Here is a 22,895-nt window from a genome sequence, read left to right as displayed (position 1 = left end):
CATGAATAGATGCAATAAATCGATTTTATTTCTCAAACTAAAGAAAGCACAATAGCCGCATCGATTTTCAGGAGCGTTTATGAAATTTTTCCGCATTCTTGATCCATTTACTCTCACCTTAGTCACCGTCGTCCTGCTGGCCTCCTTTTTTCCGGCACGCGGTGGGTTTGTCCCATTCTTTGAACATTTAACCACCGCCGCCATCGCCCTGCTGTTCTTTATGCACGGGGCGAAACTCTCCCGCGAAGCGATCGTTGCCGGAGGTAGCCACTGGCGTTTACACCTCTGGGTGATGTGCAGCACCTTTATCGTCTTCCCCGTCCTCGGCGTACTGTTCGCATGGTGGGCGCCAATAAACGTCGATCCAGCGCTGTACACCGGCTTTATTTATCTCTGCATTCTGCCAGCCACCGTACAGTCCGCCATCGCGTTTACCTCGCTGGCGGGCGGCAACGTCGCTGCGGCAGTGTGCTCGGCATCAGCCTCAAGTCTTCTGGGGATTTTTATTTCACCGCTGCTGGTTGGCCTGCTGATGAATTTGCATGGCGCGGGCGGAAGCCTTGAGCAAGTTGGCAAGATCATGCTGCAACTGCTGCTGCCGTTTGTACTGGGGCATCTTTCTCGCCCATGGATTGGCAATTGGGTGGCAAAACATAAAAAGTGGATCTCAAAAACCGATCAGACTTCAATCTTGCTGGTCGTTTACTCCGCGTTCAGTGAGGCGGTTGTGAACGGCATCTGGCACAAAGTGGGCGTCGGATCGCTACTGTTTATCGTCGTAGTTAGCATTGTTCTGCTGGCGATTGTGATTGCTATTAACGTCTTTGTGGCGCGCAAGTGCGGCTTCAATAAAGCGGATGAGATTACGATTGTCTTCTGCGGATCGAAAAAGAGCCTGGCCAACGGAATCCCGATGGCCAACATTCTCTTCCCGACCTCAATACTGGGGATAATGGTGCTACCGCTAATGATCTTCCATCAGATTCAGCTGATGGTGTGCGCCGTGCTGGCGCGTCGTTATAAGCGCCAGGCCGAAGCATTACAGGCGCAGGAAAAGACCCGCGCCTCTGAAGCTTAACGCGGGCGCTTAAGGGGCTGAACCAGATCGGTTAGCCCCTCGGTTTTAATCAACAAGGTTAGCGCCATCAGCTCACCAAGATGCCCGGCAGGAAATTGATCTTTACGGGCAAACCACAGCAAATACTCTTCCGGCACATCGATCAAACGACGCCCTTTATATTTGCCAAACGGCATTTCCGTATTGGCAATTTCTATAAGCTGGTCTTTATCCACGGGATTCTCCGAGCAGACGCACCATTTCAGCTTCATCTATCACCGCAATGCCCAGTTCCTGCGCTTTAGCCAGTTTGGAACCTGCCGCTTCTCCGGCAATCACCAGATCGGTTTTCTTCGATACGCTGCCCGCAACCTTCGCGCCCAGCGCGACCAGCTGCGCTTTAGCGTCATCGCGCGAGAGCTGGCTCAGGCTACCGGTCAGAACCACCGTTTTCCCGGCAAATGGGCTATCAATCTCTTCGGCATTGACCACTACCGGCGCGGGCCAGCGAACGCCTTCCTTGCGAAGCTGAGCGATCACTTCGCGATTACTCTCTTCAGCAAAGAAATTACGCACATGCGTCGCGACGACAATCCCAACATCCGGCACTTTTTGCAGATCTTCAATCGATGCCTGCTCCAGTGCCTCAATGGTGCCAAAGTGAGCGGCTAAACCTGCCGCAGTAGCCTCACCGACTTCGCGGATCCCTAACGCATAAAGGAAACGAGCAAAGGTCGTTTCTTTCGATTTTTCCAGAGCATCCACCACGTTCTGCGCTGATTTTGGCCCCATGCGGTCCAGTCCAGTGAGTTTACCCGGCGTCAACTGGAAAAGATCGGCTGGCGTATGGACGTACTCTTTCTCAACCAGCTGGTCGATGATTTTATCGCCCATTCCCTCGACATCTAACGCGCGACGAGAAACGAAATGTTTGAGCGCTTCTTTACGCTGAGCGCCGCAAATCAGGCCGCCAGTACAGCGCGTGACAACTTCACCTTCCACGCGTTCTACATCGGAATGGCAGACCGGGCAATGCGTGGGGAACACGATTTCACGGGTCTCTTCCGGACGCTCTGAAAGGACCACGTTCACCACTTGGGGAATAACATCTCCAGCACGGCGAATGACCACCTTATCGCCGATACGCAACCCCAGGCGGTCGATTTCATCCGCATTGTGCAGCGTCGCGTTGCTGACCAGCACTCCTGCAACATGGACCGGCTCCAGACGGGCAACTGGCGTGATGGCACCGGTACGCCCGACCTGAAACTCGACATCGCGTACAAAGGTCATCTGCTCTTGCGCCGGAAACTTAAACGCCACCGCCCAACGCGGAGCGCGGGCCACGAAGCCTAGTTGCTCTTGTAACGCCAGAGAATCAACTTTGATGACCACGCCGTCGATATCAAAGCCCAGGTTCGGACGATCTTCCTCAACTTTGCGATAGTAAGTAAGCACTTCCTCTGGCGTATGGCAGAGTTTTACGCGCTCGCTGACCGGCAGCCCCCAGGCCTTAAACTGCTGTAAACGCGCAGAGTGGCTCTCCGGCAGCTCACCGCCTTCCAGCACACCCACGCCGTAGCAAAAGAAAGTAAGCGGTCGCTTCGCCGTAATTCGCGGATCGAGCTGGCGCAAAGAACCGGCGGCCGCGTTACGCGGGTTAGCAAACACTTTCCCACCGGTGCGACGCGCCTCATCATTAATTTTTTCAAACCCGGCCTGCGGGAGAAATACCTCGCCGCGAACTTCCAGCCGCTGCGGAATATCGTCACCACGCAGCTTCAGGGGAATGGCGCGAATGGTGCGTACGTTGGAGGTAATATCTTCTCCGGTGGTCCCATCGCCTCGGGTCGCCGCCTGCACCAGAACGCCGTTTTCATACAGGATGCTAACCGCCAGGCCATCCAGCTTCAGTTCACAACAGTAAGTCAGATCATCAGTATTTTTCAGACGGTCCTGAACGCGCTTATTAAACGCAAGGAAGCTCTCTTCATCAAAAACGTTATCCAACGACAGCATTGGCACTTCATGGCGAATCTGGCTAAATGAGGCCAGAGGCGCAGCGCCAACGCGCTGAGTGGGTGAATCAGGCGTAATCAGTTCAGGATGTTGGGCTTCCAGTTCACGTAATTCACGCATCAACCGATCGTATTCCGCATCAGGAATTTCCGGTGTATCCATGACATGGTACAGATATTCATGATGGCGAAGCGTGGTTCGCAGTTCAGTCAGTTTTTGTTCGTTCGATTCCATATCACACCATCAATGATAAAAAACCCCCGACGGGCGGGGGTTCAGGATAAGTAGACGAAACTCAGGAAGATGAATCAGGCGTTGGCCTCTTTCACTTCGCGAATGCGGTCCTGGTATTCACGCAATTTTTGCGGCGTCATCATACGACGCTGATCGTCCAGCACGACACCACCAACTTCATCGGCAATGTACTGCGCGGATTGCAGCATCAACTTAAAGTTTTGCAGCTCATCGCCAAAGGACGGAACCTGCATAAAGATAGTGATCCCTGGCGTCATCATATCCGCCATGCTATCCGGATTGAATGTGCCTGGTTTTACCATATTCGCCAGGCTGAACAAGACCTGGCCGCTACCGTCAGGACTGAGGTGGCGATGGAAAATATTCATATCGCCGAATTTGAAGCCCGCTTGCTGGATGCTGTTGATTAATAGCTCACCATTAAGCTGCGAACCATGGTGCGCGGCAACGTTCATCACAATGACCGTTTCTTTACGCTCTTTAGGCTGCGGTGCCGGCTGCGGTTCAGGAGCGGCCTGAGGTTCAGGTACCGGCTGCGGAGCGACTGCAGGTTGTTGAACCGATTGCGGCGCATGCTGAACTGGCTGCTGCACATGTTGAACAGGTTGCTGGGGCTGCGGCGGCACGGGCTGCTGTGTCGGCGCAACGTGATGCGGTTGCTGAACCGGAGCCTGTGTATGAACCGGCTGCTGATGTGGCTGCGGCTGATGAGATGGCTGCGGCGCACGAGCAGGCTCCTCCGGATGCACAGGCTGTTGCGCCTGACGCTCATAAGGCGGCTGATACTGGTGTTGCGGTGCCTGATGAGGTGCTTCATGCTCCCCATGAGCCCCATTCGGCGCGTGATTAACCCGATGAACCCGGACTTCACCAACGCCTTCAACATCGCCATCAAAGTCATCGCCTTCCGACTCTTCATCGTCGCGAGACTTCATACGTTTTAGTGGGCGATCGCGAAACATCGAAGAACGTTCTTTACGGCTGGTCCAAAAACCGTGCACCAGTAAAGCGATTATGGCGATCGCGCCAACAATGATTAATATCAGACGCAAATCCTGCATCATTATATTCTCTGTTGTTCTAACACCTTGCCACCACGGCAAACATTTACTCACTAAGAGTATTTGTCGATTACATCAAGTGCAAGTGCGTCTGGGGCTTTCACTACATAAAGATGAACTAAATCGTGCTTTTTGCTGTTTTTTCGAACATTTCCTAACTGGTTATTGTCTGCTAACCCGATAAAATATCCCGGCATTCAGTCTGGATGTCAAAAAAGGAGCATTGCCTGACTATGGTTTCATCATCCGCAACGACCCCGCGTAGTGGCGTCTATTATTTTTCGCAGGGCTGGAAACTGATCGGGCTACCGGGGATCCGTCGATACGTATTCCTCCCTTTACTCGTCAACATCATTTTGATGGGTGGAGCCTTCTGGTGGTTATTCACTCGCCTGGGTAGCTGGCTCCCCTCGCTGATGAGTCATGTACCGGAATGGCTGCAGTGGCTTAACTATTTGCTGTGGCCGATAGTGGTTATCTCCATTCTACTGGTCTTCGGCTACTTCTTCTCGACGATTGCCAACTGGATTGCCGCTCCTTTTAGCGGACTACTGGCTGAGCAGCTTGAAGCGCGCCTCACCGGCGCAACGCCTCCGGATGTCGGGGTTTTCGGCATAATGAAAGATGTGCCGCGCATTATGAAGCGTGAATGGCAGAAGTTTGCCTGGTATCTCCCGCGGGCAATCGTGCTTTTGATTCTCTATTTCATCCCCGGCATCGGCCAGACCGTTGCTCCCGTGCTGTGGTTCCTGTTCAGTGCCTGGATGCTGGCAATTCAGTACTGCGATTACCCTTTTGATAACCATAAAGTGCCGTTTAAAACCATGCGTGAGGCGCTGCGTACCCGCAAAGTAACCAATATGCAATTTGGTGCCCTGACCAGCCTGTTTACCATGATTCCGGTGCTGAATCTGGTCATTCTGCCAGTGGCCATTTGCGGTGCAACGGCGATGTGGGTCGATTGCTATCGCGACAAACACGCCATGTGGAAGTAATCCCCTCCTCTCTTCTTACGGAGCGGCTTATGCCGCTCCTTATTACTTCTGGCTTGCCATTATTTCTCTTGCGAATATAGATATGCTAAATCCTTACTTCCGCATATTCTTTAAGCGGGTATGCTGAAGCCGTACTCCCAAATTTCATACAGTTAAGGACGGGCCATGAGTAAGATTTTTGAAGACAACTCCCTGACTATCGGTCATACGCCGCTAGTACGACTGAACCGAATCGGTAACGGGCGCATCCTGGCAAAGGTAGAATCGCGTAACCCGAGCTTTAGCGTGAAATGCCGTATCGGTGCCAATATGATTTGGGATGCCGAAAAACGCGGTGTACTAAAACCAGGCGTTGAGTTGGTAGAACCGACCAGCGGTAACACCGGTATTGCACTTGCCTACGTCGCAGCGGCACGTGGCTATAAGCTGACGCTGACAATGCCAGAAACTATGAGTATTGAGCGCCGCAAACTGCTAAAAGCGTTAGGTGCTAATCTGGTATTAACCGAAGGTGCGAAAGGCATGAAGGGTGCAATCCAGAAAGCCGAAGAAATCGTCGCGGGCAACCCAGAGAAATTCTTACTGCTCCAGCAGTTCAGCAACCCGGCCAACCCGGAAATTCATGAAAAAACCACCGGCCCAGAAATCTGGGAAGATACTGACGGTCAGGTTGATGTCTTCATCTCCGGAGTCGGTACCGGCGGTACGCTAACCGGCGTAAGTCGTTACATCAAAGGCACCAAAGGTAAAAAAGATCTGATTACCGTCGCGGTTGAACCCACCGACTCCCCGGTTATCGCCCAGGCGCTGGCAGGTGAGGAGCTAAAACCCGGCCCGCACAAAATTCAAGGCATCGGCGCTGGCTTTATTCCGGGCAACCTGGATTTGAAGCTGGTTGATAAAGTCGTTGCTATCACCAACGAAGAAGCCATTTCAACCGCACGTCGCCTGATGGAAGAGGAAGGTATTCTGGCCGGTATCTCTTCCGGTGCAGCCGTTGCTGCTGCGCTGAAGCTTCAGGAAGATGAAGCCTTTACCAATAAGAATATTGTGGTTATCCTACCCTCTTCAGGTGAACGCTATTTAAGCACTGCTTTGTTTGCCGATCTCTTCACAGAGAAAGAACTGCAACAGTAGTGCCAGCCTGTTAACATCGTGTAAAAAAGCACCTTTTCAGGTGCTTTTTTGTGGCACAGTTCAAATTTTTACCCCTCCTGGCATTGATTCACTTCGTTGGGTCTGGTATTTAACCAGCACATTTATTTTGATGCGCGAAATTATTCGGATTTGGATTTCCATAAGCTGAATCGATTTTATGATTTGGTTCAAGTCTTCCTTTCACGGCATAATGTTTAATGACGTGGTAGACGTCAACGGCCTGAAGGTTCACGCGGCGATTCACTGCTGCTGGTGCCGGAGCCGGACACGTAATGCCGGCGCTAACGATACAGGCTAAAGTTTGGCCGTTAGGCTAAACTTTAGGTCCACAACACTAAACCTATAAGTTGGGGAAATATAATGTTCCAGCAAGAAGTTACTATTACCGCTCCGAACGGTCTGCACACCCGCCCTGCTGCTCAGTTTGTTAAAGAAGCGAAAGGCTTCACTTCTGAGATCACTGTTACCTCCAACGGCAAAAGCGCCAGCGCCAAAAGCCTGTTCAAACTGCAAACTCTGGGTCTGACTCAGGGTACCGTTGTGACTCTTTCTGCCGAAGGCGAAGATGAGCAAAAAGCAGTTGAGCATCTGGTTAAACTGATGGCTGAACTCGAGTAAGTTCACGGGTTCTTTTTAATATCAGTCACAAGTAAGGTAGGGTTATGATTTCAGGCATTTTAGCATCCCCGGGTATCGCTTTTGGCAAGGCACTCCTGCTGAAAGAAGATGAAGTAGTCATCGACCGGAAGAAAATTTCTGCCGATAAGGTTGATCAGGAAGTTGAACGTTTTCTGAGCGGCCGCACCAAGGCCTCCGCCCAGCTGGAGGTCATCAAAACCAAAGCTGGTGAAACTTTCGGTGAAGAAAAAGAAGCCATCTTCGAAGGGCACATCATGCTGCTGGAAGATGAGGAGCTTGAGCAGGAAATCATAGCCCTGATTAAAGATAAGCACATGACTGCCGACGCGGCAGCCAATGAAGTTATCGAAGGTCAGGCTATTGCACTGGAAGAGCTGGATGATGAATACCTGAAAGAGCGTGCGGCTGACGTACGCGATATCGGTAAACGTCTACTGCGCAACATCCTCGGCCTGGCCATCATTGATCTGGGCGCGATTCAGGATGAAGTTATCCTGGTTGCTGCTGACCTCACCCCGTCTGAAACGGCACAGTTGAACCTGGACAAAGTACTGGGCTTTATTACTGATGCTGGTGGTCGTACTTCCCACACCTCTATCATGGCGCGTTCCCTTGAACTGCCTGCCATCGTGGGCACCGGTAGCGTTACCGCTCAGGTGAAAAACGGCGATTATCTGGTCCTCGACGCGGTGAATAACCAGGTTCTGGTTAACCCAACAAACGAACAAATCGAAGAACTGCGTAATCTGCAGGCTCAGGTTGCTGAAGAGAAAGCGGAACTGGCTAAACTGAAAGACCTGCCGGCAATTACGCTGGACGGCCATCAGGTTGAAGTCTGCGCTAACATCGGCACCGTCCGTGACGTCGAAGGCGCTGAGCGCAACGGCGCGGAAGGCGTAGGTTTGTATCGTACTGAATTCTTGTTCATGGACCGCGACTCGCTGCCGACTGAAGAAGAACAGTTTGCAGCTTACAAAGCGGTTGCCGAAGCGTGCGGCTCTCAGGCCGTTATCGTTCGTACCATGGATATTGGCGGCGACAAAGAGCTGCCGTACATGAACTTCCCGAAAGAAGAGAACCCGTTCCTCGGCTGGCGTGCTATCCGTATCGCAATGGATCGTAAAGAGATCCTGCGTGACCAGGTACGCGCCATCCTGCGTGCTTCTGCTTTCGGTAAACTGCGCATTATGTTCCCGATGATCATCTCTGTTGAAGAAGTTCGCGCGCTGCGCAAAGAGATCGAGATCTACAAACAGGAACTGCGTGACGAAGGTAAAGCTTTTGATGAAGCCATTGAAATTGGCGTAATGGTAGAAACCCCTGCCGCCGCGACAATCGCTCGTCACTTAGCCAAAGAAGTTGATTTCTTTAGTATCGGTACCAATGATTTAACGCAGTATACTCTGGCAGTTGACCGTGGTAATGATATGATTTCACATCTTTACCAGCCAATGTCACCGTCCGTCCTGACGCTGATTAAGCAAGTTATTGATGCTTCTCATGCTGAAGGTAAATGGACTGGCATGTGTGGTGAGCTTGCGGGCGATGAACGTGCTACACTTCTGTTGCTGGGTATGGGGCTGGACGAATTCTCTATGAGCGCCATTTCCATCCCGCGCATCAAGAAGATTATTCGTAACACGAACTTCGAAGATGCGAAAGTATTAGCAGAGCAGGCTCTTGCTCAACCGACAACGGACGAGTTAATGACGCTGGTTAACAAGTTCATTGAAGAAAAAACAATCTGCTAATCCACGAGATGCGCGGCCCAAATTACTGCTTAGGAGAAGATCATGGGTTTGTTCGATAAATTGAAATCTCTGGTTTCTGATGACAAAAAAGACACCGGAACTATTGAGATTGTTGCCCCGCTCTCTGGCGAGATCGTCAACATCGAAGACGTGCCGGATGTCGTTTTTGCGGAGAAAATTGTGGGTGATGGCATTGCCATCAAACCTACTGGCAACAAAATGGTTGCGCCGGTAGATGGTACCATCGGTAAAATTTTTGAAACCAATCATGCGTTCTCTATCGAATCTGATAGCGGCATTGAGCTGTTCGTTCACTTCGGTATTGATACCGTTGAACTGAAAGGCGAAGGTTTCAAACGTATCGCTGAAGAAGGCCAACGTGTGAAAGTCGGCGACCCGGTTATCGAATTCGATCTGCCGCTGCTGGAAGAAAAAGCCAAGTCTACCCTGACTCCGGTTGTTATCTCCAACATGGACGAGATCAAAGAGCTGATCAAACTGTCCGGTAGCGTAACCGTGGGTGAAACCCCGGTTATCCGCATCAAGAAGTAATTCTTGCCGCAGAAGAATGGCGCCTCTAAGGGCGCCATTTTTTTATATCATCACTTTAAGCGGTCGATAGCATTTCTCCCTCGACAACACCTTCATGCCCTCCGGGGAGCTTTCCAGAATCCGCTTCTCGCTGTCAGAGACCAGCAAATCACACTGATATCCGCCAATCGCCCCAAACAGCGAGCTGACTTCGCAGGCATCTTCCAGCGCCTCACTACCTGAGGTATCAAAATGCCCAACAACTCTTCCCAGCTGACGAACCACTAAACGGTAGCTCTTCATACTCCCTCCTCTGGAGGTGGAAGAATTAACTCATCACAACCCTGCTCATCAGTCCAGGTCATCACCGTCAGTACCCGCTGCGCAGCGGCACGCGCGGCATCGCTCAGCGGCATCCCGCAAACTAAACCGCTAACCAGCTCGGCGCAAAAAAGGTCTCCTGTGCCCTTCAGATCCGTTTCAACACGCGGATGTTCCACCATCTCAACTGACTCTGCGCTAACCACCAACACGTTGATCGAGGAGTTATCTATTCCCGGCGCGCTGGTAATCACTACCCATTTCAGCGAATCAGATAACAGGCTGCGTGCAGCGATAATCGCCTCCTGCTGATTGTGGCAAGGTAGGCCGCTTAGCGTCTCCAGCTCAAACAGGTTAGGCGTGATAACCTGCGCCAGGGGCAGCAGATGGATGCGATATGCTTCGGGAATCTCCGCCTTGACGTAGATGCCGCTATCCACATCGCCAATGACCGGGTCGACCAGAATGCAAAGATCTGGATGATGCTCGCGGATGCGGCACAACCATTGCGCTAACCGTTCAATCTGCACTGCGCTGCCCATATAACCGGTGGTTACTGCTCGCAGTTCACGGAGTGCGTCACGCTCCTCCAGCGCCTTTAAATACCCGACAAACCACTCTTCCGGAATGACGCCGCCATAGTACGTATCATAATGCGGGGTATTGCTGAACAGCACCGTCGGCACTGCCATCACCCGCAGGCCGTGCTGCTTTATCGCCGGTATCGCAATGCTATTTCCGACGCTGCCGTAGACCACTTGCGATTGCACGGCCACAATATCGACCTGTAGCGCCCGGCTTTTATCGTTGAAGAGCACCGATTGTATTTCGTCTTGCTGGCCCATCCTTTCTCCTCCCGCTGGACAGCGGGTCATACTCTGATTATCATTCGTCCTATGCTAAAATTCATTTTGTCATAGGTCAATAATGTTTGTCGGAAAAACCGCTAGTGAGATCTTCGATAACGTCCGTCATCTGGTACAAAGCGGCGTATTAAAACCAGGCGATGTTCTGCCGCCGGTTCGCGAGCTGGCTACCAATCTCTCGGTTAACCGCAACACCGTCGCTTCAGCCTATAAGCGGTTAGTCACCTCTGGATTAGCCATCAGCCAGGGGCGTAATGGTACGGTCATCAAGACACACAATACTCTCCCCGAGCTTGAAGGGGGCGATCCCTCTTCGCTGTTGAAAGATATTTCCAGCGGCAATCCTGACCCTAATCGTCTGGCCGACATTAAACGCTACTTCAGCGCTATCGCAGCCACCCCACGTCTCTACGGCGATGCGGCAGTTGAACCGCAGCTTGCCGCCTGGGCCCGCACCTGGGTGAATAAAGACTTGGGCATAGACGCCGAGATTAACCTGGCCAGCGGCGCTATCGATGCGCTTGAGCGTCTGCTCTGCGCCCTGCTGTTGCCCGGCGATAGCGTAGCTATCGAAGACCCCTGCTTTCTCAGCAGTATCAACATGCTGCGCTATGCCGGTTTTAACCCTTCGCCAGTGCCGGTGGATAGTGAAGGGATGCAGCCCGCAGCGCTTGAAGAAGCGCTACGCAACGGCGCGCGGGCGGTCATTATTACCCCCCGCGCGCACAACCCTACTGGCTGTAGCCTCAGCGAAACACGCGCCCGGGCGATACGTGAAATACTTGCCCGCTACCCGCAGGTGCTGGTGATTGTCGATGACCATTTTGCGTTGTTGTCTGCGACGCCCTGGTACTCCCCGCTTCCCGCGGAAACTCAGCGCTGGGCGCTGGTACGGTCGCTGTCAAAAACGCTGGGACCGGATATGCGCCTGGCCATTGTCGCCAGCGATCCAGACACATCGGCGGCGCTGCGCCTGCGCCTGAACTCCGGCAGCCAATGGGTCAGCCATCTGCTGCAGGATCTGGTGCTGGCCTGCCTGAATGATAGCGCCTTTATGGCATCTTTAACGCAGAGCCAACGCCACTATCGCCAACAACATGAAAAACTGGTCACCGCGCTCTCTTTGCGTGGACTCACCCATTTTACACCTGGAGACGGTCTTAACTTTTGGCTTCCCCTGGAGAAACCCAGTCAGCCGATTGCCCTACGTCTGGCGCACGCGGGTTGGCTGGTTCGCGAAGGAGAAACGTTCGGTGTTAGCACACCGTCGCACGGACTTCGCCTTTCGCTCGCCACGCTGAACGATGATGAAATCAATAAGCTCGCCGATGATTTATGCCAGGTATTACAACAACATTGACAGGAGTTAACGCTATGCAGATCCACTTTATTGTCCATGAAGTCTTTGAAGCGCCGGGAGCGTATCTGCATTGGGCGCAGGCGCGCGGCTACGCTACCAGTTGGTCACGCGTTTACGCAGGCGATGCACTGCCAGAAAATGCGGATGACTTTGATATGCTGGTTGTGCTGGGCGGCCCGCAATCGCCGCGCACGACGCTATCTGAATGCCCTTATTTTGATACCCATGCCGAGCAGCGCTTAATCGCCCGGGCGATTGCTGCCGGGCGAACGGTCATTGGCATTTGCCTCGGCTCGCAGCTGATTGGCGAAGCGCTGGGCGCGCCGGTGATGCAAAGCCCGGAAAAAGAGGTTGGTCATTATCCGATAACGCTAACCACTGCGGGCCTGCAGGATAGCAAACTCTCCCACTTTGGCCCTTCATTGGAGGTTGGCCATTGGCATAACGACATGCCGGGACTGACCCCGGAAGCGGAAGTGATGGCCTCCAGCGAAGGCTGCCCGCGGCAGATAGTGAAATATAGCGACCGGGTATATGGTTTCCAATGCCATATGGAATTTGATGCTGAGGTCATTGAGCTGCTGATTGCTCATTCGCAGCCAGAGCTCAGCGCCGCCAGAGGCAGACGTTTCATCCGCAGCGAACAAGAAATGCGCGGCTGGGACTACCGTGAGATGAATCAGAAACTGTGGACGTTTCTCGACAAACTGACGATGAATTAACCAAAAGCGATCGTTTTTCTTAAAGCTAAATCCCCTCACTGCGGAAAGAGTAAACTTTATCGCGAACAAACCACTATGGAAGGGACTCAAGATGAAGAACATTCTCTGCGCGGTAATGGCATTATTTCTTACACTTCCCGCCTTTGCCAAACTCAACGCTTATCAAGAAGCGCGCATTAACGCGATGCTCGACGCCCTGGGGCAAAAAAAGGATCTGATCTTCGTGCGCAATGACGATGCCCATACCTGCGAGGAAGCAGTATCACATCTGCGGTTAAAACTTGGTAATACCCGTAACCGCATCGATACCGCCGAGCAATTTATTGATAAGGTAGCATCATCGTCGTCTATTACTGGGAAGCCCTATATTGTCAGGATCCCTGGAAAAAGCGACGAAAACGCGCAGCCGTACCTGCACACCCTGATCGCTGAGACGGATAAAACGGTCACGGCGGAAAATCAATAGCTCACAAAAAGGGCCATCAGAGATGCACAATCCCAACCCGCAGTTAAAAGCCGCCATTGAAGCCTGCGATCGCGCCATCTCTCAGGAGGATTACGCCAGCCTGATGGAGTATTACGCTGAAGACGCCGCGCTGGTGGTTAAGCCAGGAATGGTAGTCAGGGGCAAAGAGAATATCCGCAAAGCGTTTATCGCCATCGCCGATTATTTTCAGCACCGGCTGGTGGTGACGCAGGGGAAGATGGAGATTATTGAAGGCGGCGGCAATGCGCTGGTGATTATGGAAACCCGGCTGGATATCCCGACGGCGGAAGGCGGCACGACACAGGTCACGCGGCGCGCAACCTATGTCTTTCGCCAGCAGGGTGAGCGCTGGCTATGTACCGTAGATAACTCCTACGGTACTGACCTGCTCGACGCTCCCGAGGTTTAAATCCCCGCGCCCTGGGCGAAGTGCTCTTCGCCAAAGACCCCGGTAGAGAGGTAGCGATCGCCACGATCGCAGACGATCGCCACCACCACCGAGCCAGGGTTTTCACGGGCGATACGTAATGCGCCAGCCACCGCGCCGCCTGAACTGACGCCGCAGAAAATACCTTCCCGCACCGCCAACATTCGCATGATGTTTTCCGCATCCTGCTGATGAATATCCAGCACCTCATCCACCAGCTGTGCGTTAAAAATGCCCGGCATATATTCGGCTGGCCAGCGGCGAATCCCCGGAATACTGCTCCCCTCTTCTGGCTGCAGCCCAACAATGCTCACCGCTTTATCTTGCTCGCGCAGAAAGCGTGAGACACCGGTAATGGTCCCGGTCGTGCCCATACTGGAGACAAAATGGGTGATTCGTCCGTCAGTCTGCTGCCAGATCTCCGGCCCGGTGGTGGTGTAGTGCGCGTAAGGGTTATCCGGATTATTGAACTGATCCAAAAGCTTACCTTCGCCGCGTTGGGCCATCTCCAGCGCCAGATCGCGCGCGCCTTCCATCCCCTGCTCTTTGGTGACCAGAATCAGTTCGGCACCGTAGGCGCGCATAGCGGCACGACGCTCCTGACTCATGTTATCCGGCATCAGCAGCTTCATCTGATAGCCTTTGAGCGCAGCAATCATTGCCAGCGCGATGCCGGTATTGCCGCTGGTCGCTTCAATCAGCACATCGCCGGGCTTAATCTCGCCGCGCTTTTCGGCTTCAACAATCATCGACAGCGCAGCGCGATCTTTCACCGACCCCGCAGGGTTGTTCCCTTCCAGCTTGACCCAGATTTCGCTGCCGTTGTCAGGCGCAAGGCGTTGTAATTTCACCAGAGGCGTATTGCCAATTGTTTGTTCTAATGTATTCACGGTTTTTGCCCAATAAAAAGGCCGGGTGAGAGTTTACCCGGCCTGCAAACGTTCCCGGATGGCGACGCATTGCGTCTAACCCGGGCTACCAAATCCTGCCGTTGCGAAAACGGCGATAAACTTGCGGATTAAGCTATCAGGCCGATTCAGCCAGAGCAAGCTCCCCGCACGGCTCGATGCGTTCATTGCCGTTGTACAGGCGTGCATTTTGCAAGCCGACAAACAGGCGCTCCCCGCGATACGGCGCGTCTTCTCCCTGCAGTACCACGGTCAACGGTTCGTCATACCACCCAAGGGGCTGAACAACTAATTGGGTGTAGTGGCCTTTGGGGCTGGCTTCCAGTACCTGTACCGGCAGCGGCGAATCAAGGCTGGTGCGACGGCTGATATCCACTTCCCACGGACGCAGGAACAGATCGACCGGCCCCTGATATGCCGGGGTATAGCCCAACGGCCAGCGATGCGCGCCGACGTGGAACTGACCGCCGCGAATGGTGCCTTTCAGGCGGTTAACTTCGCCCATAAACTCCAGCACAAAGCGGGTGGCAGGCTCACGCCACACCAGGTCAGGCGCATCGGCCTGTTCGATATTGCCCTGGCTCATCACTACCACGCGATCCGCCACTTCAGTGGCTTCTTCCTGATCGTGCGTTACAAATACGCTAGTGAATTTCAGCTCTTCATGCAGCTGACGTAGCCAGCGCCGCAGTTCTTTACGCACCTGAGCATCCAGCGCGCCGAAAGGTTCATCCAGCAGCAGGATTTGCGGTTCAACCGCCAGCGCACGAGCCAAAGCCACGCGCTGCTTTTGCCCGCCGGAGAGCTGAGCCGGATAGCGATCGGCCAGATGCGCCAGCTGCACCATTTCCAGCAGTTTGGTCACTTTTGCTTTAATACCGGCCGCATCTGGCCGTTCGCGCCTAGGCAGCACCGTCAGGCCAAAAGCAATGTTGTCGAACACCGTCATATGGCGAAACAGCGCGTAATGCTGGAACACGAATCCAACTTTGCGATCGCGCGCATGCACGCGGCTCACGTCGGTGCCGTGAAAACGGATATGCCCGCTGGACTGATTCTCCAGCCCGGCAATAATACGCAGCAGCGTAGTTTTCCCGGAACCGGACGGCCCCAGCAGCGCAACCATCTGTCCGGAGGGGATATCCAGTGAGATATCATTCAGCACCTGGGTGCGACCAAAAGACTTCTTAATATTGGCAATCTCAATGCTCATGATTTCCCTCCAGTTGCGCGCGTTTTTCCTGATTGGCCAAACGCCATTGCACCATACTCTTCAAAAACAAGGTCAAAATAGCCATTAACGTCAGCAGGGCGGCGGCGGTAAACGAACCGACGGTGTTGTAATCCTGCTCCAGTAATTCAATTTGCAGCGGCAGCGATAAAGTTTCGCCGCGAATCGAGCCGGAAACTACCGACACGGCGCCGAATTCACCGATGGCGCGGGCGTTGGTCAGCACCACGCCGTAGAGCAGCGCCCAGCGGATGTTTGGCAAGGTAACGCGACGGAACATCTGCCAGCCCGAAGCGCCGAGTAAAATCGCCGCCTCATCTTCATGGCTACCCTGGCTCATCATCACCGGCACCAGCTCGCGAACCACAAACGGGCAGGTCACAAAGATGGTCGCCAGCACCATACCCGGCCAGGCGAACATGATCTGCAGGTTGTGCTCATCGAGCCAACCGCCCAGCGGGCCGTTAGAACCGTAAAACAGCAAATAAACCAGCCCCGCCACCACCGGCGAGACGGCAAACGGAATATCCAGCAGCGTCAGCAGCAGCTGGCGGCCCGGAAAAGTAAAGCGCGTCACCAGCCAGGCAAGCAGCACACCGAACACCAGGTTTACCGGCACGGTAATCAAAGCAATCATCACCGTCAGCCAGATAGCATGCAGCATGTCCGGATCGGCAAGGTTTTGCAGCACCGGCATCAGGCCTTTGCTAAACGCCTGCACGAAGATATAGACCATCGGCACAATCAGAATGAAGGCGGAAACCAGCATCCCGGTACCAATCAGAAACCATTTTCCCCAGTTAATACGGGGCGCGTCATAACGCTTCAATTGAGCAACGATCGCCATTAATGACCTACCACACGTCGACCAAAGCGACTTTGCAGGGTGTTAATTGAGAACAGTAGCAGTAACGATGCCGCGAGGATCACCGAAGCAATCGCGCTGGCGGCAGGGTAATCAAACTCCTGCAAACGAACGAAAATCATCAGCGAGGTCACTTCCGTTTTCCACGCGATGTTACCGGCGATAAAAATCACCGCACCGAACTCGCCGAGGCTACGGGTAAACGACAACGCAATCCCAGCCAGCAGCGCCGGAGACAGCTCCGGCAACACCACTTTGCGAAAGCTCTGCAGACGCGTCGCGCCCAGCGTTTCCGCAGCTTCTTCATACTCCGGACCCAGCTCTTCGAGCACCGGCTGCACCGTACGAACCACAAACGGGATGCTGGTAAAGGCCATGGCTACTGCGATACCCAGCCAGGTATAGGTCACTTTGATATCAAACTTCGCCAGCCACTCGCCGTAAAAACCGTTGACCGAGAATAGCGACGCCAGCGTCAGACCCGCTACTGCCGTCGGCAGGGCAAACGGCAGATCCATCAACGCATCCAGCAGAGTACGGCCCGGAAAACGGTAGCGCGTAAGGATCCACGCCATCAGGAGACCAAATATGCCGTTGAAAATCGACGCTACAAAGGCCGACAGCAGGGTGACTTTATAGGCCGCCACCACCTGGGGATTAGTGACCACATCCCAGTACTGAGCCCAGGTCATCTCAGAGAGCTGCATCACCAGCGCGCTCAACGGCAGCAGCAGAATCAAGCAAACAAACAGCAGGCTGGTGCCGAGGCTCAGGGTAAAGCCCGGCAGCACGCGCTTTGATGCAACAGCAAACATTACTTACGCCCCGCCGCCAGCAGTTTGTCCAGCTCACCGCCGCTGACAAAGTGGGTTTTCATCACTTCCGGCCATGATCCAAACTGGTCTTCTACGCGGAACAGTTCAGTTTGCGGGAATTTATCTTTCAATCCATCCATCACTTTCGGGTTGTTCACGCGATAGTAATAGTCGGTAATAATTGTCTGCGCTTGTGGGCTGTAGAGCCAGGTCAGGTAGGCCTTCGCCGCCTTTTCCGTACCGTTGGCTTTGACGTTTTTATCCACCCAGGCCACAGGGAATTCAGCCAGGATATTGGTTTTAGGAATAACCACCTCGAATCCCTGATCTTCGTACTGTTTGCGGATGTTATTCACTTCCGATTCAAAACTAATCAGTACATCGCCCAACCCGCGTTCCGCAAAGGTGGTAGTAGCACCGCGACCACCGGTATCAAACACTTCGACGTTCTTCAGAAATTGGGTCATAAACTGCTCGGTTTTGGCTTTATCGCCACCGTCAGCTTTGTCCGCGGCGCCCCACGCGGCTAAATAGGTATAACGCGCGTTGCCTGAGGTTTTCGGGTTCGGGAAAATCAGTTTCACATCGGAGCGCACCAGGTCATTCCAGTCGTGAATATTTTTCGGATTACCTTTGCGCACCAGGAATCCCATGGTGGAGTAAAACGGCGAGCTGTTATTCGGCAAACGGCTTTGCCAGTCGGCCGGAATCAGCTTGCCTTTGTCGTGCAGGATCTGCACGTCGGTCACCTGGTTATAGGTCACCACGTCGGCCTTCAGGCCTTGCAGAATCGCCAGCGCCTGTTTTGATGACCCGGCATGAGATTGTTTAATCGTCAGCTTATCGCCAGCGTTATCTTTCGCCCACTGCTGTTCAAACGGCGGGTTAAGGGCGGCAAACAGCTCGCGGGAAACATCGTAGGAACTGTTCAGCAGTTCCGTCGCCTGCGCCTGCGCAACCAACAGCACAGAAGCTGCCAGCGCCAGATATCCTTTTTTCAGTGATTTAACGGCCATTGCGCACCCTTATCAATTTGATGACTTTCTGGTGATCATCATATTTATAACGGTGATGAAAGGAGTAACGGTTTTATATACCGTTTGGCGATTTGGAAGTCGAAAAGAGAATAAGGACATGGGAAAGCATTTCTGAATTCGGCTTCCAGAATCGAAGTGTCATTATGACAAACCGTGGGTAAGCGGGCACTGTGCTGACATGAAAAATGCACAGATATTAGCTCGCCAGCTCAGACGTAGCTTAACGCCCGCGGAACGTCGACTGTGGTATTTACTCCGCGACCGTCGCTTTGCTCGCTATAAGTTTCGCCGCCAGCATCCAGTAGGCCCCTATATTCTCGATTTTGCCTGCTTCTCAGTACGGCTGGCGATTGAGCTGGATGGCGGGCAACACGATGAGAGGAGTGTTTACGATGCCCCTCGCACCCGTTGGTTGCAGGGTCAGGGATGGCAGGTTTTACGTTTCTGGAATAATGAGTTTGAACATCATGAGGAGGCGGTGATGGAGAGGATACTTGAAGCGCTTGAGTTGTTCTGGTCTAGTAAAAGTTGACACCCCTTTAAGCGGCAACCTCATATTCGTTTGGCGAAAGACCACCAAGATGGGTATGAGGTCGCCACATATTGTAGTATTCAATGATGTATTTACTGATGTCCCGCCTGGCACTTTCCGCATCCTGATAGCAGCGCTCTTTCACCCACTCTGATTTCAGACTGCCAAAAAAACGTTCCATAACTGCATTATCCCAGCAATTTCCACGCCGACTTTGGCTTAGTTCCACACCATTACTTGCAGCATAAGCCCGCCACTCGCTGCTGGTATATTGCCTCCCCTGATCTGAATGAACCAACACGCTGCCTTTCGGTTGTCGCAACAGTTTCGCCAGGTGCAATGCCCTCAGCGCTAACCCCGCCGTCATTGTTTTTGCTACATCCCAACCCACGACTTTACGCGAGTAAAGATCGACAACTGCAGCCAGATAGCACCAGCCCTGACGTGTCGGGATATAAGTAATGTCAGTCACCCATTTTTTATTTGGTGCTTCAACGCTAAATTCCCGACCGAGATGGTTAGGCATTGCGGCGCTTATATCGCAGGCATATACATACTTACGTCGGCGCTGGCGGCCCGATAGCCCCAGCTTTTTCATCAGACTACGGGTCGCATATCGTCCGAGATTAAAGCCTTCTTTGCGTAACACCATGCTCAGTGTTCTGCTCCCAAGACTGCCGCGACTCGCCTTCCAGCAGGCTAACGCATAGGCATTCCGTTCGGCATTTGATGATGTCTCAGGACGATGCTTTGCCTGAAGCCAGCGATAAAATCCGTTGCGGCTCACCGACATGGTTCGACAAAGCAGCGCCACTGACCAGGTGAGGCGCTGCTCATCGATAAAAGCGAACCTCAGCGTTGCTCTTTTGCAAAGAAGGCTGTGGCCTTTTTTAGGATTTCCTTCTGCTGCCTGAGCTCTTCATTTTCAGCGCGCAGCCGACGTAATTCGGCTTCAAGTTCGCTGCGAGGTCTTTCCCCCGATAGCTCAGTTTGCAGGGATTGCTCATAAGCAACGACCCAACGACTGATATTCTGATCGGCGACGTTGAGCTGACGGGCAACTTCAACACATGAAAACCCTTGTTCACAAACAAGTTTGGCGGCTTCGATCTTGAATTCTTTGCTGTAATTTTTGCGTGTAGTTCTGGTCATAGGCACCTCCGTTTCAGGGATTATATCCCCTTAAGTCGGTGTCACCGATTATTAGACCAGAACAAGTCGCCGATACCCTCACCCCGGCCCTCTCCCTGAGGGAGCTGTCTCTTATACACAAATCCTCCGACAACATTGCCGGAGGATTTTTTGAATCTTTTCCCTGTTTATTGATCTCTGTTTAATACTCCCCCGACTTCTGGTGTTCTGCTATGGTGCTTTCTGATTGTTATTCATGGGCTAACGACATTTTTGGATCCGCTGAATTAGGGGATTTACGCCGTACCCGGCGGCTTGTCACTCTGGCCTCTTCACTGGCTCAACATACCGGACTTTCTATTGTGCAATCCTCCCGTTCTCCTGCCGAAGTTGAAGGTGCCTACCGCCTGATGCGTAACCCCGCAGTTTCACCTGATGACATCGCCGATGCTGGTTTCACCGCGACGGCCAGAGCCGCTGCTGAATACTCGCTTCTGCTCGCACTGGAAGACACCACCGCCCTGAGTTTTGGCCACAGCTCTGTCACTGACGAGCTGGGTAATATTGGCACCAGTCAGCGCACTTATGGGCTGCTGGCCCACTCTGTCCTGCTCTGTGCACCAGACAGTGCCCGTATGGTGGGTCTCATTGACCAGCAACGCTGGTGCCGTGCGCCAGCCAGCTATGGCAAAAAACATCAGCGCAGTCAGCGTCCTTATGAAGAGAAAGAGAGCTATAAATGGCAACGGGCTTCTGAGCATATGGCGCAACGGTTGGGTGAAACCCAGTCACGGGTTATCTCGGTCTGCGACCGGGAGGCGGATATCTGGCATTACCTTAGCTATAAACTCAGCCACGGGCAGCGGTTCGTTGTGCGGGCGGCACAGAATCGTCTGCTGGCAGAGGCACCCGGCAAACTGTTCAGCCTGCCGGAGTCTCTGACAGAAGCCGGGAGCCACAGACTGAATGTGGTGCAGAAGGGAGGCCGGGCGGCCAGGCAGGCACAGATGAAGGTCAGCTACAGTGAAATACAACTGAAATCAGAGAAAGGGACGCTGTCATTAACCTATATCTGCTGCCGCGAAGACGAGCCGGAAGGGGCCTGCTGGCATCTTCTGACGTCAGAAAAAGTGGAGAACTCAGCGGAGGCGAGAACGGTGGTGAGCCACTACGAACGGCGCTGGCTGATAGAGGAATACCATAAGGCCTGGAAAAGCGGCGGCGCACAGGTGGAAGCGTTGCGGATGCAGACGCGGGACAATCTGGAACGAATGGTGACAATCCTGGCCTTCGTGGCGGTGAGGGTGCTGGCGTTACGGCAGGGAGGTGTAAGTGAGGAAACGCAGAATGAAAGCTGTGAGTCGGTACTGAGTCCGGTGGAATGGAAGTTGTTGTGGGTGAAGCAGGAAGGAAAAGCGCTGCCGGAAAGGCCGCCGACGCTGAAATGGGCCTGTCTGTCTCTGGCAAAACTGGGCCGATGGTATGACAGTAAACGAACAGGAAGACCCGGCTGGATAGTGATATGGGATGGCTGGTTCAGGCTCCAGGAAATGGTTGAGGGTTACAGACTGGCCCTGTCTCTTGAGCAGAAGATCTGATCAAGAGACAGCTGAGGGAGAGGGAGAAAGGCAGTCGGCGCTCGAGCTCACCAACAACGCCGATCGTTCCGTCTGCCGCGCCGAGGAAAAACTGTACTCACCCACAACGCCGATCGATCCCCTCTCCCCTGTGGGGAGAGGGTTAGGGTGAGGGGAAAAGTTTACAGCGCCTGCAACCTCTCCAGCGACGGCGCGAAGTAGTACCCGCCGGTCACCGGTTTAGTAAAGCGCAGCATCGCATCGCGCTTACCATCGGTATCGCCGAACATACTCAGCAACTGCTGCTCAATGTTGTACAGGCGCGCGCAGTAGGCACAGAAGTAGAGACCATGAACGCCGCTGGCGGTGCCGTACGGCAGGCTCTGGCGCACAATCTTCAGGCCTTTACCATCTTCCTTCAGATCAACGCGGCTAAGGTGGGAGGTTTCCGGACGATCGTCGCCGTCAATCTCTTCGTTGGCTTCTTTGGTCCGACCAATCATCATTTCCTGGTCTGAAACGCTCATGCGGTTAAGCTGTTTGAGGTTATGTTCCCAGCGCTGAACGAAAACGTAGCTGCCGCCTGCATCAACGCCATCTTTGATAACGGCGACTTCACGGCGCGTCTCTTCACCCGCCGGGTTTTCGGTGCCATCAACAAAGCCGCTCAGGTCGCGCTCTTCAATCCAGCGGAAGCCGTGAATCTCTTCTTTAACGTCAATGATGTTACCAAACGCAGCCATTGCAGCCTGGGCAACAGAGAAGTTCACCTCATGCCGCGCGGACAAAATGTGGATCAGCACATCATACTGAGTTGACGGCGCCAGACCTTTACCATAGACCGGGAAGTCTTTTAACTCTTCCGCGCCCACGCCGCCGCTCAGCTGACGCCAGACGTTATGGCCAAAAGCAACCACCGCCCCCAGCTTAGCATCCGGATATTTCGCCTCAAAAGTAGCTAACTTATCGGCAAAAACCTTGCTGGCTTCACGCAGTGCATCAACGTCGCCTTTAACATTCGCTTCAATCCAAATCGCCGCACGGCAATGTTCCGGCAAAATGCCGCTCTGAACCTGAGACATCGCTCCTCCTGAAATTATACAGCCACAACGCTGTGGCCTTTTTAAGGTGCTATTGTACTCGCTTTTTC

25 protein-coding genes are annotated in these 22,895 nt (G+C 53.4%); 12 read left to right on the top strand and 13 right to left on the bottom strand.

The window, feature by feature from the left end:
• Positions 1-79: 79 nt before the first annotated feature.
• Positions 80-1,078, top strand: a complete 999-nt coding sequence (locus AC07P6_RS08715) for a bile acid:sodium symporter family protein (protein ID WP_181485402.1) — start codon at positions 80-82, stop codon at positions 1,076-1,078.
• On the opposite strand, the gene AC07P6_RS08710 is transcribed toward AC07P6_RS08715, so the two are convergent.
• From AC07P6_RS08710 to zipA, 3 genes are all read right to left on the bottom strand, one after another.
• Positions 1,075-1,293, bottom strand: coding sequence for a DUF3820 family protein (locus AC07P6_RS08710; protein WP_110272204.1), 219 nt, complete (start codon positions 1,291-1,293; stop codon positions 1,075-1,077). The genes AC07P6_RS08715 and AC07P6_RS08710 overlap by 4 nt on opposite strands.
• On the bottom strand, positions 1,286-3,310 hold the full coding sequence (ligA, locus tag AC07P6_RS08705) for an NAD-dependent DNA ligase LigA (protein WP_434662187.1): 2,025 nt from the start codon (positions 3,308-3,310) through the stop codon (positions 1,286-1,288). The genes AC07P6_RS08710 and ligA overlap by 8 nt, the downstream gene beginning before the upstream one ends.
• A gap of 74 nt (positions 3,311-3,384) precedes the next feature.
• Entirely contained in the window at positions 3,385-4,395 is a 1,011-nt protein-coding gene (gene zipA, locus AC07P6_RS08700; RefSeq protein WP_478316046.1) for a cell division protein ZipA, read from the bottom strand.
• A 230-nt stretch (positions 4,396-4,625) separates the two neighbouring features.
• Between zipA and cysZ the strand changes: the two genes are divergently transcribed.
• The 5 genes from cysZ to crr all read left to right on the top strand — a co-directional run bounded on the left by cysZ (position 4,626) and on the right by crr (position 9,487).
• Positions 4,626-5,387 (top strand): sulfate transporter CysZ, encoded by a 762-nt coding sequence (gene cysZ / locus AC07P6_RS08695; RefSeq protein WP_112212915.1) that lies wholly within the window; start codon positions 4,626-4,628, stop codon positions 5,385-5,387.
• A gap of 165 nt (positions 5,388-5,552) precedes the next feature.
• Positions 5,553-6,524, top strand: a complete 972-nt coding sequence (gene cysK / locus AC07P6_RS08690) for a cysteine synthase A (protein WP_181485398.1) — start codon at positions 5,553-5,555, stop codon at positions 6,522-6,524.
• A gap of 381 nt (positions 6,525-6,905) precedes the next feature.
• On the top strand, positions 6,906-7,163 hold the full coding sequence (gene ptsH, locus AC07P6_RS08685; protein ID WP_002913505.1) for a phosphocarrier protein Hpr: 258 nt from the start codon (positions 6,906-6,908) through the stop codon (positions 7,161-7,163).
• 44 nt (positions 7,164-7,207) lie between these two features.
• Positions 7,208-8,935: a phosphoenolpyruvate-protein phosphotransferase PtsI gene (gene ptsI, locus AC07P6_RS08680; protein ID WP_181485397.1), complete on the top strand. Its 1,728-nt coding sequence runs from the start codon at positions 7,208-7,210 to the stop codon at positions 8,933-8,935.
• Between the two features lie 42 nt (positions 8,936-8,977).
• The gene (gene crr / locus AC07P6_RS08675; protein ID WP_000522253.1) at positions 8,978-9,487 is read left to right on the top strand and encodes a PTS glucose transporter subunit IIA; all 510 of its coding nucleotides are present in this window, start codon (positions 8,978-8,980) and stop codon (positions 9,485-9,487) included.
• 42 nt (positions 9,488-9,529) lie between these two features.
• On the opposite strand, the gene AC07P6_RS08670 is transcribed toward crr, so the two are convergent.
• Both AC07P6_RS08670 and pdxK read right to left on the bottom strand, forming a co-directional pair.
• Entirely contained in the window at positions 9,530-9,769 is a 240-nt protein-coding gene (locus tag AC07P6_RS08670; protein ID WP_478316045.1) for a cytoplasmic protein, read from the bottom strand.
• Positions 9,766-10,632: a pyridoxine/pyridoxal/pyridoxamine kinase gene (pdxK, locus tag AC07P6_RS08665; RefSeq protein ID WP_287858931.1), complete on the bottom strand. Its 867-nt coding sequence runs from the start codon at positions 10,630-10,632 to the stop codon at positions 9,766-9,768. The genes AC07P6_RS08670 and pdxK overlap by 4 nt, the downstream gene beginning before the upstream one ends.
• A gap of 82 nt (positions 10,633-10,714) precedes the next feature.
• On the opposite strand from pdxK, the gene ptsJ reads away from it, so the two are divergent.
• From ptsJ to AC07P6_RS08645, 4 genes are all read left to right on the top strand, one after another.
• Positions 10,715-12,013, top strand: coding sequence for a MocR-like B6 salvage transcription factor PtsJ (gene ptsJ / locus AC07P6_RS08660; RefSeq protein ID WP_478316044.1), 1,299 nt, complete (start codon positions 10,715-10,717; stop codon positions 12,011-12,013).
• Between the two features lie 14 nt (positions 12,014-12,027).
• Complete coding sequence (locus tag AC07P6_RS08655) at positions 12,028-12,735, top strand: type 1 glutamine amidotransferase (protein ID WP_478316043.1); 708 nt, start codon at positions 12,028-12,030, stop codon at positions 12,733-12,735.
• A 91-nt stretch (positions 12,736-12,826) separates the two neighbouring features.
• Entirely contained in the window at positions 12,827-13,201 is a 375-nt protein-coding gene (locus tag AC07P6_RS08650) for a YfeK family protein (protein ID WP_478316042.1), read from the top strand.
• 22 nt (positions 13,202-13,223) lie between these two features.
• The gene (locus tag AC07P6_RS08645) at positions 13,224-13,631 is read left to right on the top strand and encodes a YybH family protein (protein ID WP_112212906.1); all 408 of its coding nucleotides are present in this window, start codon (positions 13,224-13,226) and stop codon (positions 13,629-13,631) included.
• Here the strand turns inward: AC07P6_RS08645 and cysM are convergent.
• From cysM to cysP, 5 genes are all read right to left on the bottom strand, one after another.
• A complete protein-coding gene (cysM, locus tag AC07P6_RS08640; RefSeq protein ID WP_110272192.1) occupies positions 13,628-14,539 on the bottom strand; it encodes a cysteine synthase CysM in 912 nt (303 codons plus the stop codon). The genes AC07P6_RS08645 and cysM overlap by 4 nt on opposite strands.
• A 136-nt stretch (positions 14,540-14,675) precedes the next feature.
• Positions 14,676-15,770 carry a sulfate/thiosulfate ABC transporter ATP-binding protein CysA gene (gene cysA / locus AC07P6_RS08635; RefSeq protein WP_478316041.1) on the bottom strand — a complete coding sequence of 365 codons (1,095 nt, stop codon included), beginning with the start codon at positions 15,768-15,770 and terminating at the stop codon, positions 14,676-14,678.
• Positions 15,760-16,635 (bottom strand): sulfate/thiosulfate ABC transporter permease CysW, encoded by an 876-nt coding sequence (cysW, locus tag AC07P6_RS08630; protein WP_110272190.1) that lies wholly within the window; start codon positions 16,633-16,635, stop codon positions 15,760-15,762. Before cysW ends, cysA begins: the two co-directional genes overlap by 11 nt.
• Entirely contained in the window at positions 16,635-17,468 is an 834-nt protein-coding gene (gene cysT / locus AC07P6_RS08625) for a sulfate/thiosulfate ABC transporter permease CysT (RefSeq protein WP_434662167.1), read from the bottom strand. Before cysT ends, cysW begins: the two co-directional genes overlap by 1 nt.
• Positions 17,468-18,484 (bottom strand): thiosulfate/sulfate ABC transporter substrate-binding protein CysP, encoded by a 1,017-nt coding sequence (gene cysP / locus AC07P6_RS08620; protein ID WP_181485390.1) that lies wholly within the window; start codon positions 18,482-18,484, stop codon positions 17,468-17,470. Before cysP ends, cysT begins: the two co-directional genes overlap by 1 nt.
• Before the next feature lie 199 nt (positions 18,485-18,683).
• Here cysP and AC07P6_RS08615 point away from each other — a divergent pair, with 199 nt between their 5' ends.
• Positions 18,684-19,037, top strand: coding sequence for an endonuclease domain-containing protein (locus tag AC07P6_RS08615; protein WP_478316040.1), 354 nt, complete (start codon positions 18,684-18,686; stop codon positions 19,035-19,037).
• A gap of 7 nt (positions 19,038-19,044) precedes the next feature.
• On the opposite strand, the gene AC07P6_RS08610 is transcribed toward AC07P6_RS08615, so the two are convergent.
• Together AC07P6_RS08610 and AC07P6_RS08605 are read right to left on the bottom strand one after the other, a co-directional pair.
• On the bottom strand, positions 19,045-19,878 hold the full coding sequence (locus AC07P6_RS08610; RefSeq protein WP_478316965.1) for an IS3 family transposase: 834 nt from the start codon (positions 19,876-19,878) through the stop codon (positions 19,045-19,047).
• 11 nt (positions 19,879-19,889) lie between these two features.
• The gene (locus AC07P6_RS08605; protein ID WP_478316039.1) at positions 19,890-20,189 is read right to left on the bottom strand and encodes a transposase; all 300 of its coding nucleotides are present in this window, start codon (positions 20,187-20,189) and stop codon (positions 19,890-19,892) included.
• 212 nt (positions 20,190-20,401) lie between these two features.
• On the opposite strand from AC07P6_RS08605, the gene AC07P6_RS08600 reads away from it, so the two are divergent.
• On the top strand, positions 20,402-21,766 hold the full coding sequence (locus tag AC07P6_RS08600) for an IS4 family transposase (protein WP_478314718.1): 1,365 nt from the start codon (positions 20,402-20,404) through the stop codon (positions 21,764-21,766).
• A 161-nt stretch (positions 21,767-21,927) separates the two neighbouring features.
• Here the strand turns inward: AC07P6_RS08600 and AC07P6_RS08595 are convergent, their stop codons facing one another.
• A complete protein-coding gene (locus AC07P6_RS08595; protein ID WP_478316038.1) occupies positions 21,928-22,827 on the bottom strand; it encodes a Dyp-type peroxidase in 900 nt (299 codons plus the stop codon).
• Positions 22,828-22,895 lie beyond the last annotated feature (68 nt).

This window comes from Klebsiella sp. GFKo11, assembly GCF_056490265.1.
Note: the sequence above shows the minus strand (reverse complement) of the source record. Positions and strands in the feature narration are given on the sequence as shown.

Excerpts from the sequence above, each read along its gene's own strand:
- AC07P6_RS08715 (WP_181485402.1), top strand. The coding sequence starts at position 80 with ATGAAATTTTTCCGCATTCTTGATCCATTTACTCTCACCTTAGTCACC.
- ligA (WP_434662187.1), bottom strand. The coding sequence starts at position 3,310 with ATGGAATCGAACGAACAAAAACTGACTGAACTGCGAACCACGCTTCGC.
- zipA (WP_478316046.1), bottom strand. The coding sequence starts at position 4,395 with ATGATGCAGGATTTGCGTCTGATATTAATCATTGTTGGCGCGATCGCC.
- cysZ (WP_112212915.1), top strand. The coding sequence starts at position 4,626 with ATGGTTTCATCATCCGCAACGACCCCGCGTAGTGGCGTCTATTATTTT.
- cysK (WP_181485398.1), top strand. The coding sequence starts at position 5,553 with ATGAGTAAGATTTTTGAAGACAACTCCCTGACTATCGGTCATACGCCG.
- ptsH (WP_002913505.1), top strand. The coding sequence starts at position 6,906 with ATGTTCCAGCAAGAAGTTACTATTACCGCTCCGAACGGTCTGCACACC.
- ptsI (WP_181485397.1), top strand. The coding sequence starts at position 7,208 with ATGATTTCAGGCATTTTAGCATCCCCGGGTATCGCTTTTGGCAAGGCA.
- crr (WP_000522253.1), top strand. The coding sequence starts at position 8,978 with ATGGGTTTGTTCGATAAATTGAAATCTCTGGTTTCTGATGACAAAAAA.
- AC07P6_RS08670 (WP_478316045.1), bottom strand. The coding sequence starts at position 9,769 with ATGAAGAGCTACCGTTTAGTGGTTCGTCAGCTGGGAAGAGTTGTTGGG.
- pdxK (WP_287858931.1), bottom strand. The coding sequence starts at position 10,632 with ATGGGCCAGCAAGACGAAATACAATCGGTGCTCTTCAACGATAAAAGC.
- ptsJ (WP_478316044.1), top strand. The coding sequence starts at position 10,715 with ATGTTTGTCGGAAAAACCGCTAGTGAGATCTTCGATAACGTCCGTCAT.
- AC07P6_RS08655 (WP_478316043.1), top strand. The coding sequence starts at position 12,028 with ATGCAGATCCACTTTATTGTCCATGAAGTCTTTGAAGCGCCGGGAGCG.
- AC07P6_RS08650 (WP_478316042.1), top strand. The coding sequence starts at position 12,827 with ATGAAGAACATTCTCTGCGCGGTAATGGCATTATTTCTTACACTTCCC.
- AC07P6_RS08645 (WP_112212906.1), top strand. The coding sequence starts at position 13,224 with ATGCACAATCCCAACCCGCAGTTAAAAGCCGCCATTGAAGCCTGCGAT.
- cysA (WP_478316041.1), bottom strand. The coding sequence starts at position 15,770 with ATGAGCATTGAGATTGCCAATATTAAGAAGTCTTTTGGTCGCACCCAG.
- cysW (WP_110272190.1), bottom strand. The coding sequence starts at position 16,635 with ATGGCGATCGTTGCTCAATTGAAGCGTTATGACGCGCCCCGTATTAAC.
- cysT (WP_434662167.1), bottom strand. The coding sequence starts at position 17,468 with ATGTTTGCTGTTGCATCAAAGCGCGTGCTGCCGGGCTTTACCCTGAGC.
- cysP (WP_181485390.1), bottom strand. The coding sequence starts at position 18,484 with ATGGCCGTTAAATCACTGAAAAAAGGATATCTGGCGCTGGCAGCTTCT.
- AC07P6_RS08615 (WP_478316040.1), top strand. The coding sequence starts at position 18,684 with ATGAAAAATGCACAGATATTAGCTCGCCAGCTCAGACGTAGCTTAACG.
- AC07P6_RS08605 (WP_478316039.1), bottom strand. The coding sequence starts at position 20,189 with ATGACCAGAACTACACGCAAAAATTACAGCAAAGAATTCAAGATCGAA.
- AC07P6_RS08600 (WP_478314718.1), top strand. The coding sequence starts at position 20,402 with ATGGTGCTTTCTGATTGTTATTCATGGGCTAACGACATTTTTGGATCC.
- AC07P6_RS08595 (WP_478316038.1), bottom strand. The coding sequence starts at position 22,827 with ATGTCTCAGGTTCAGAGCGGCATTTTGCCGGAACATTGCCGTGCGGCG.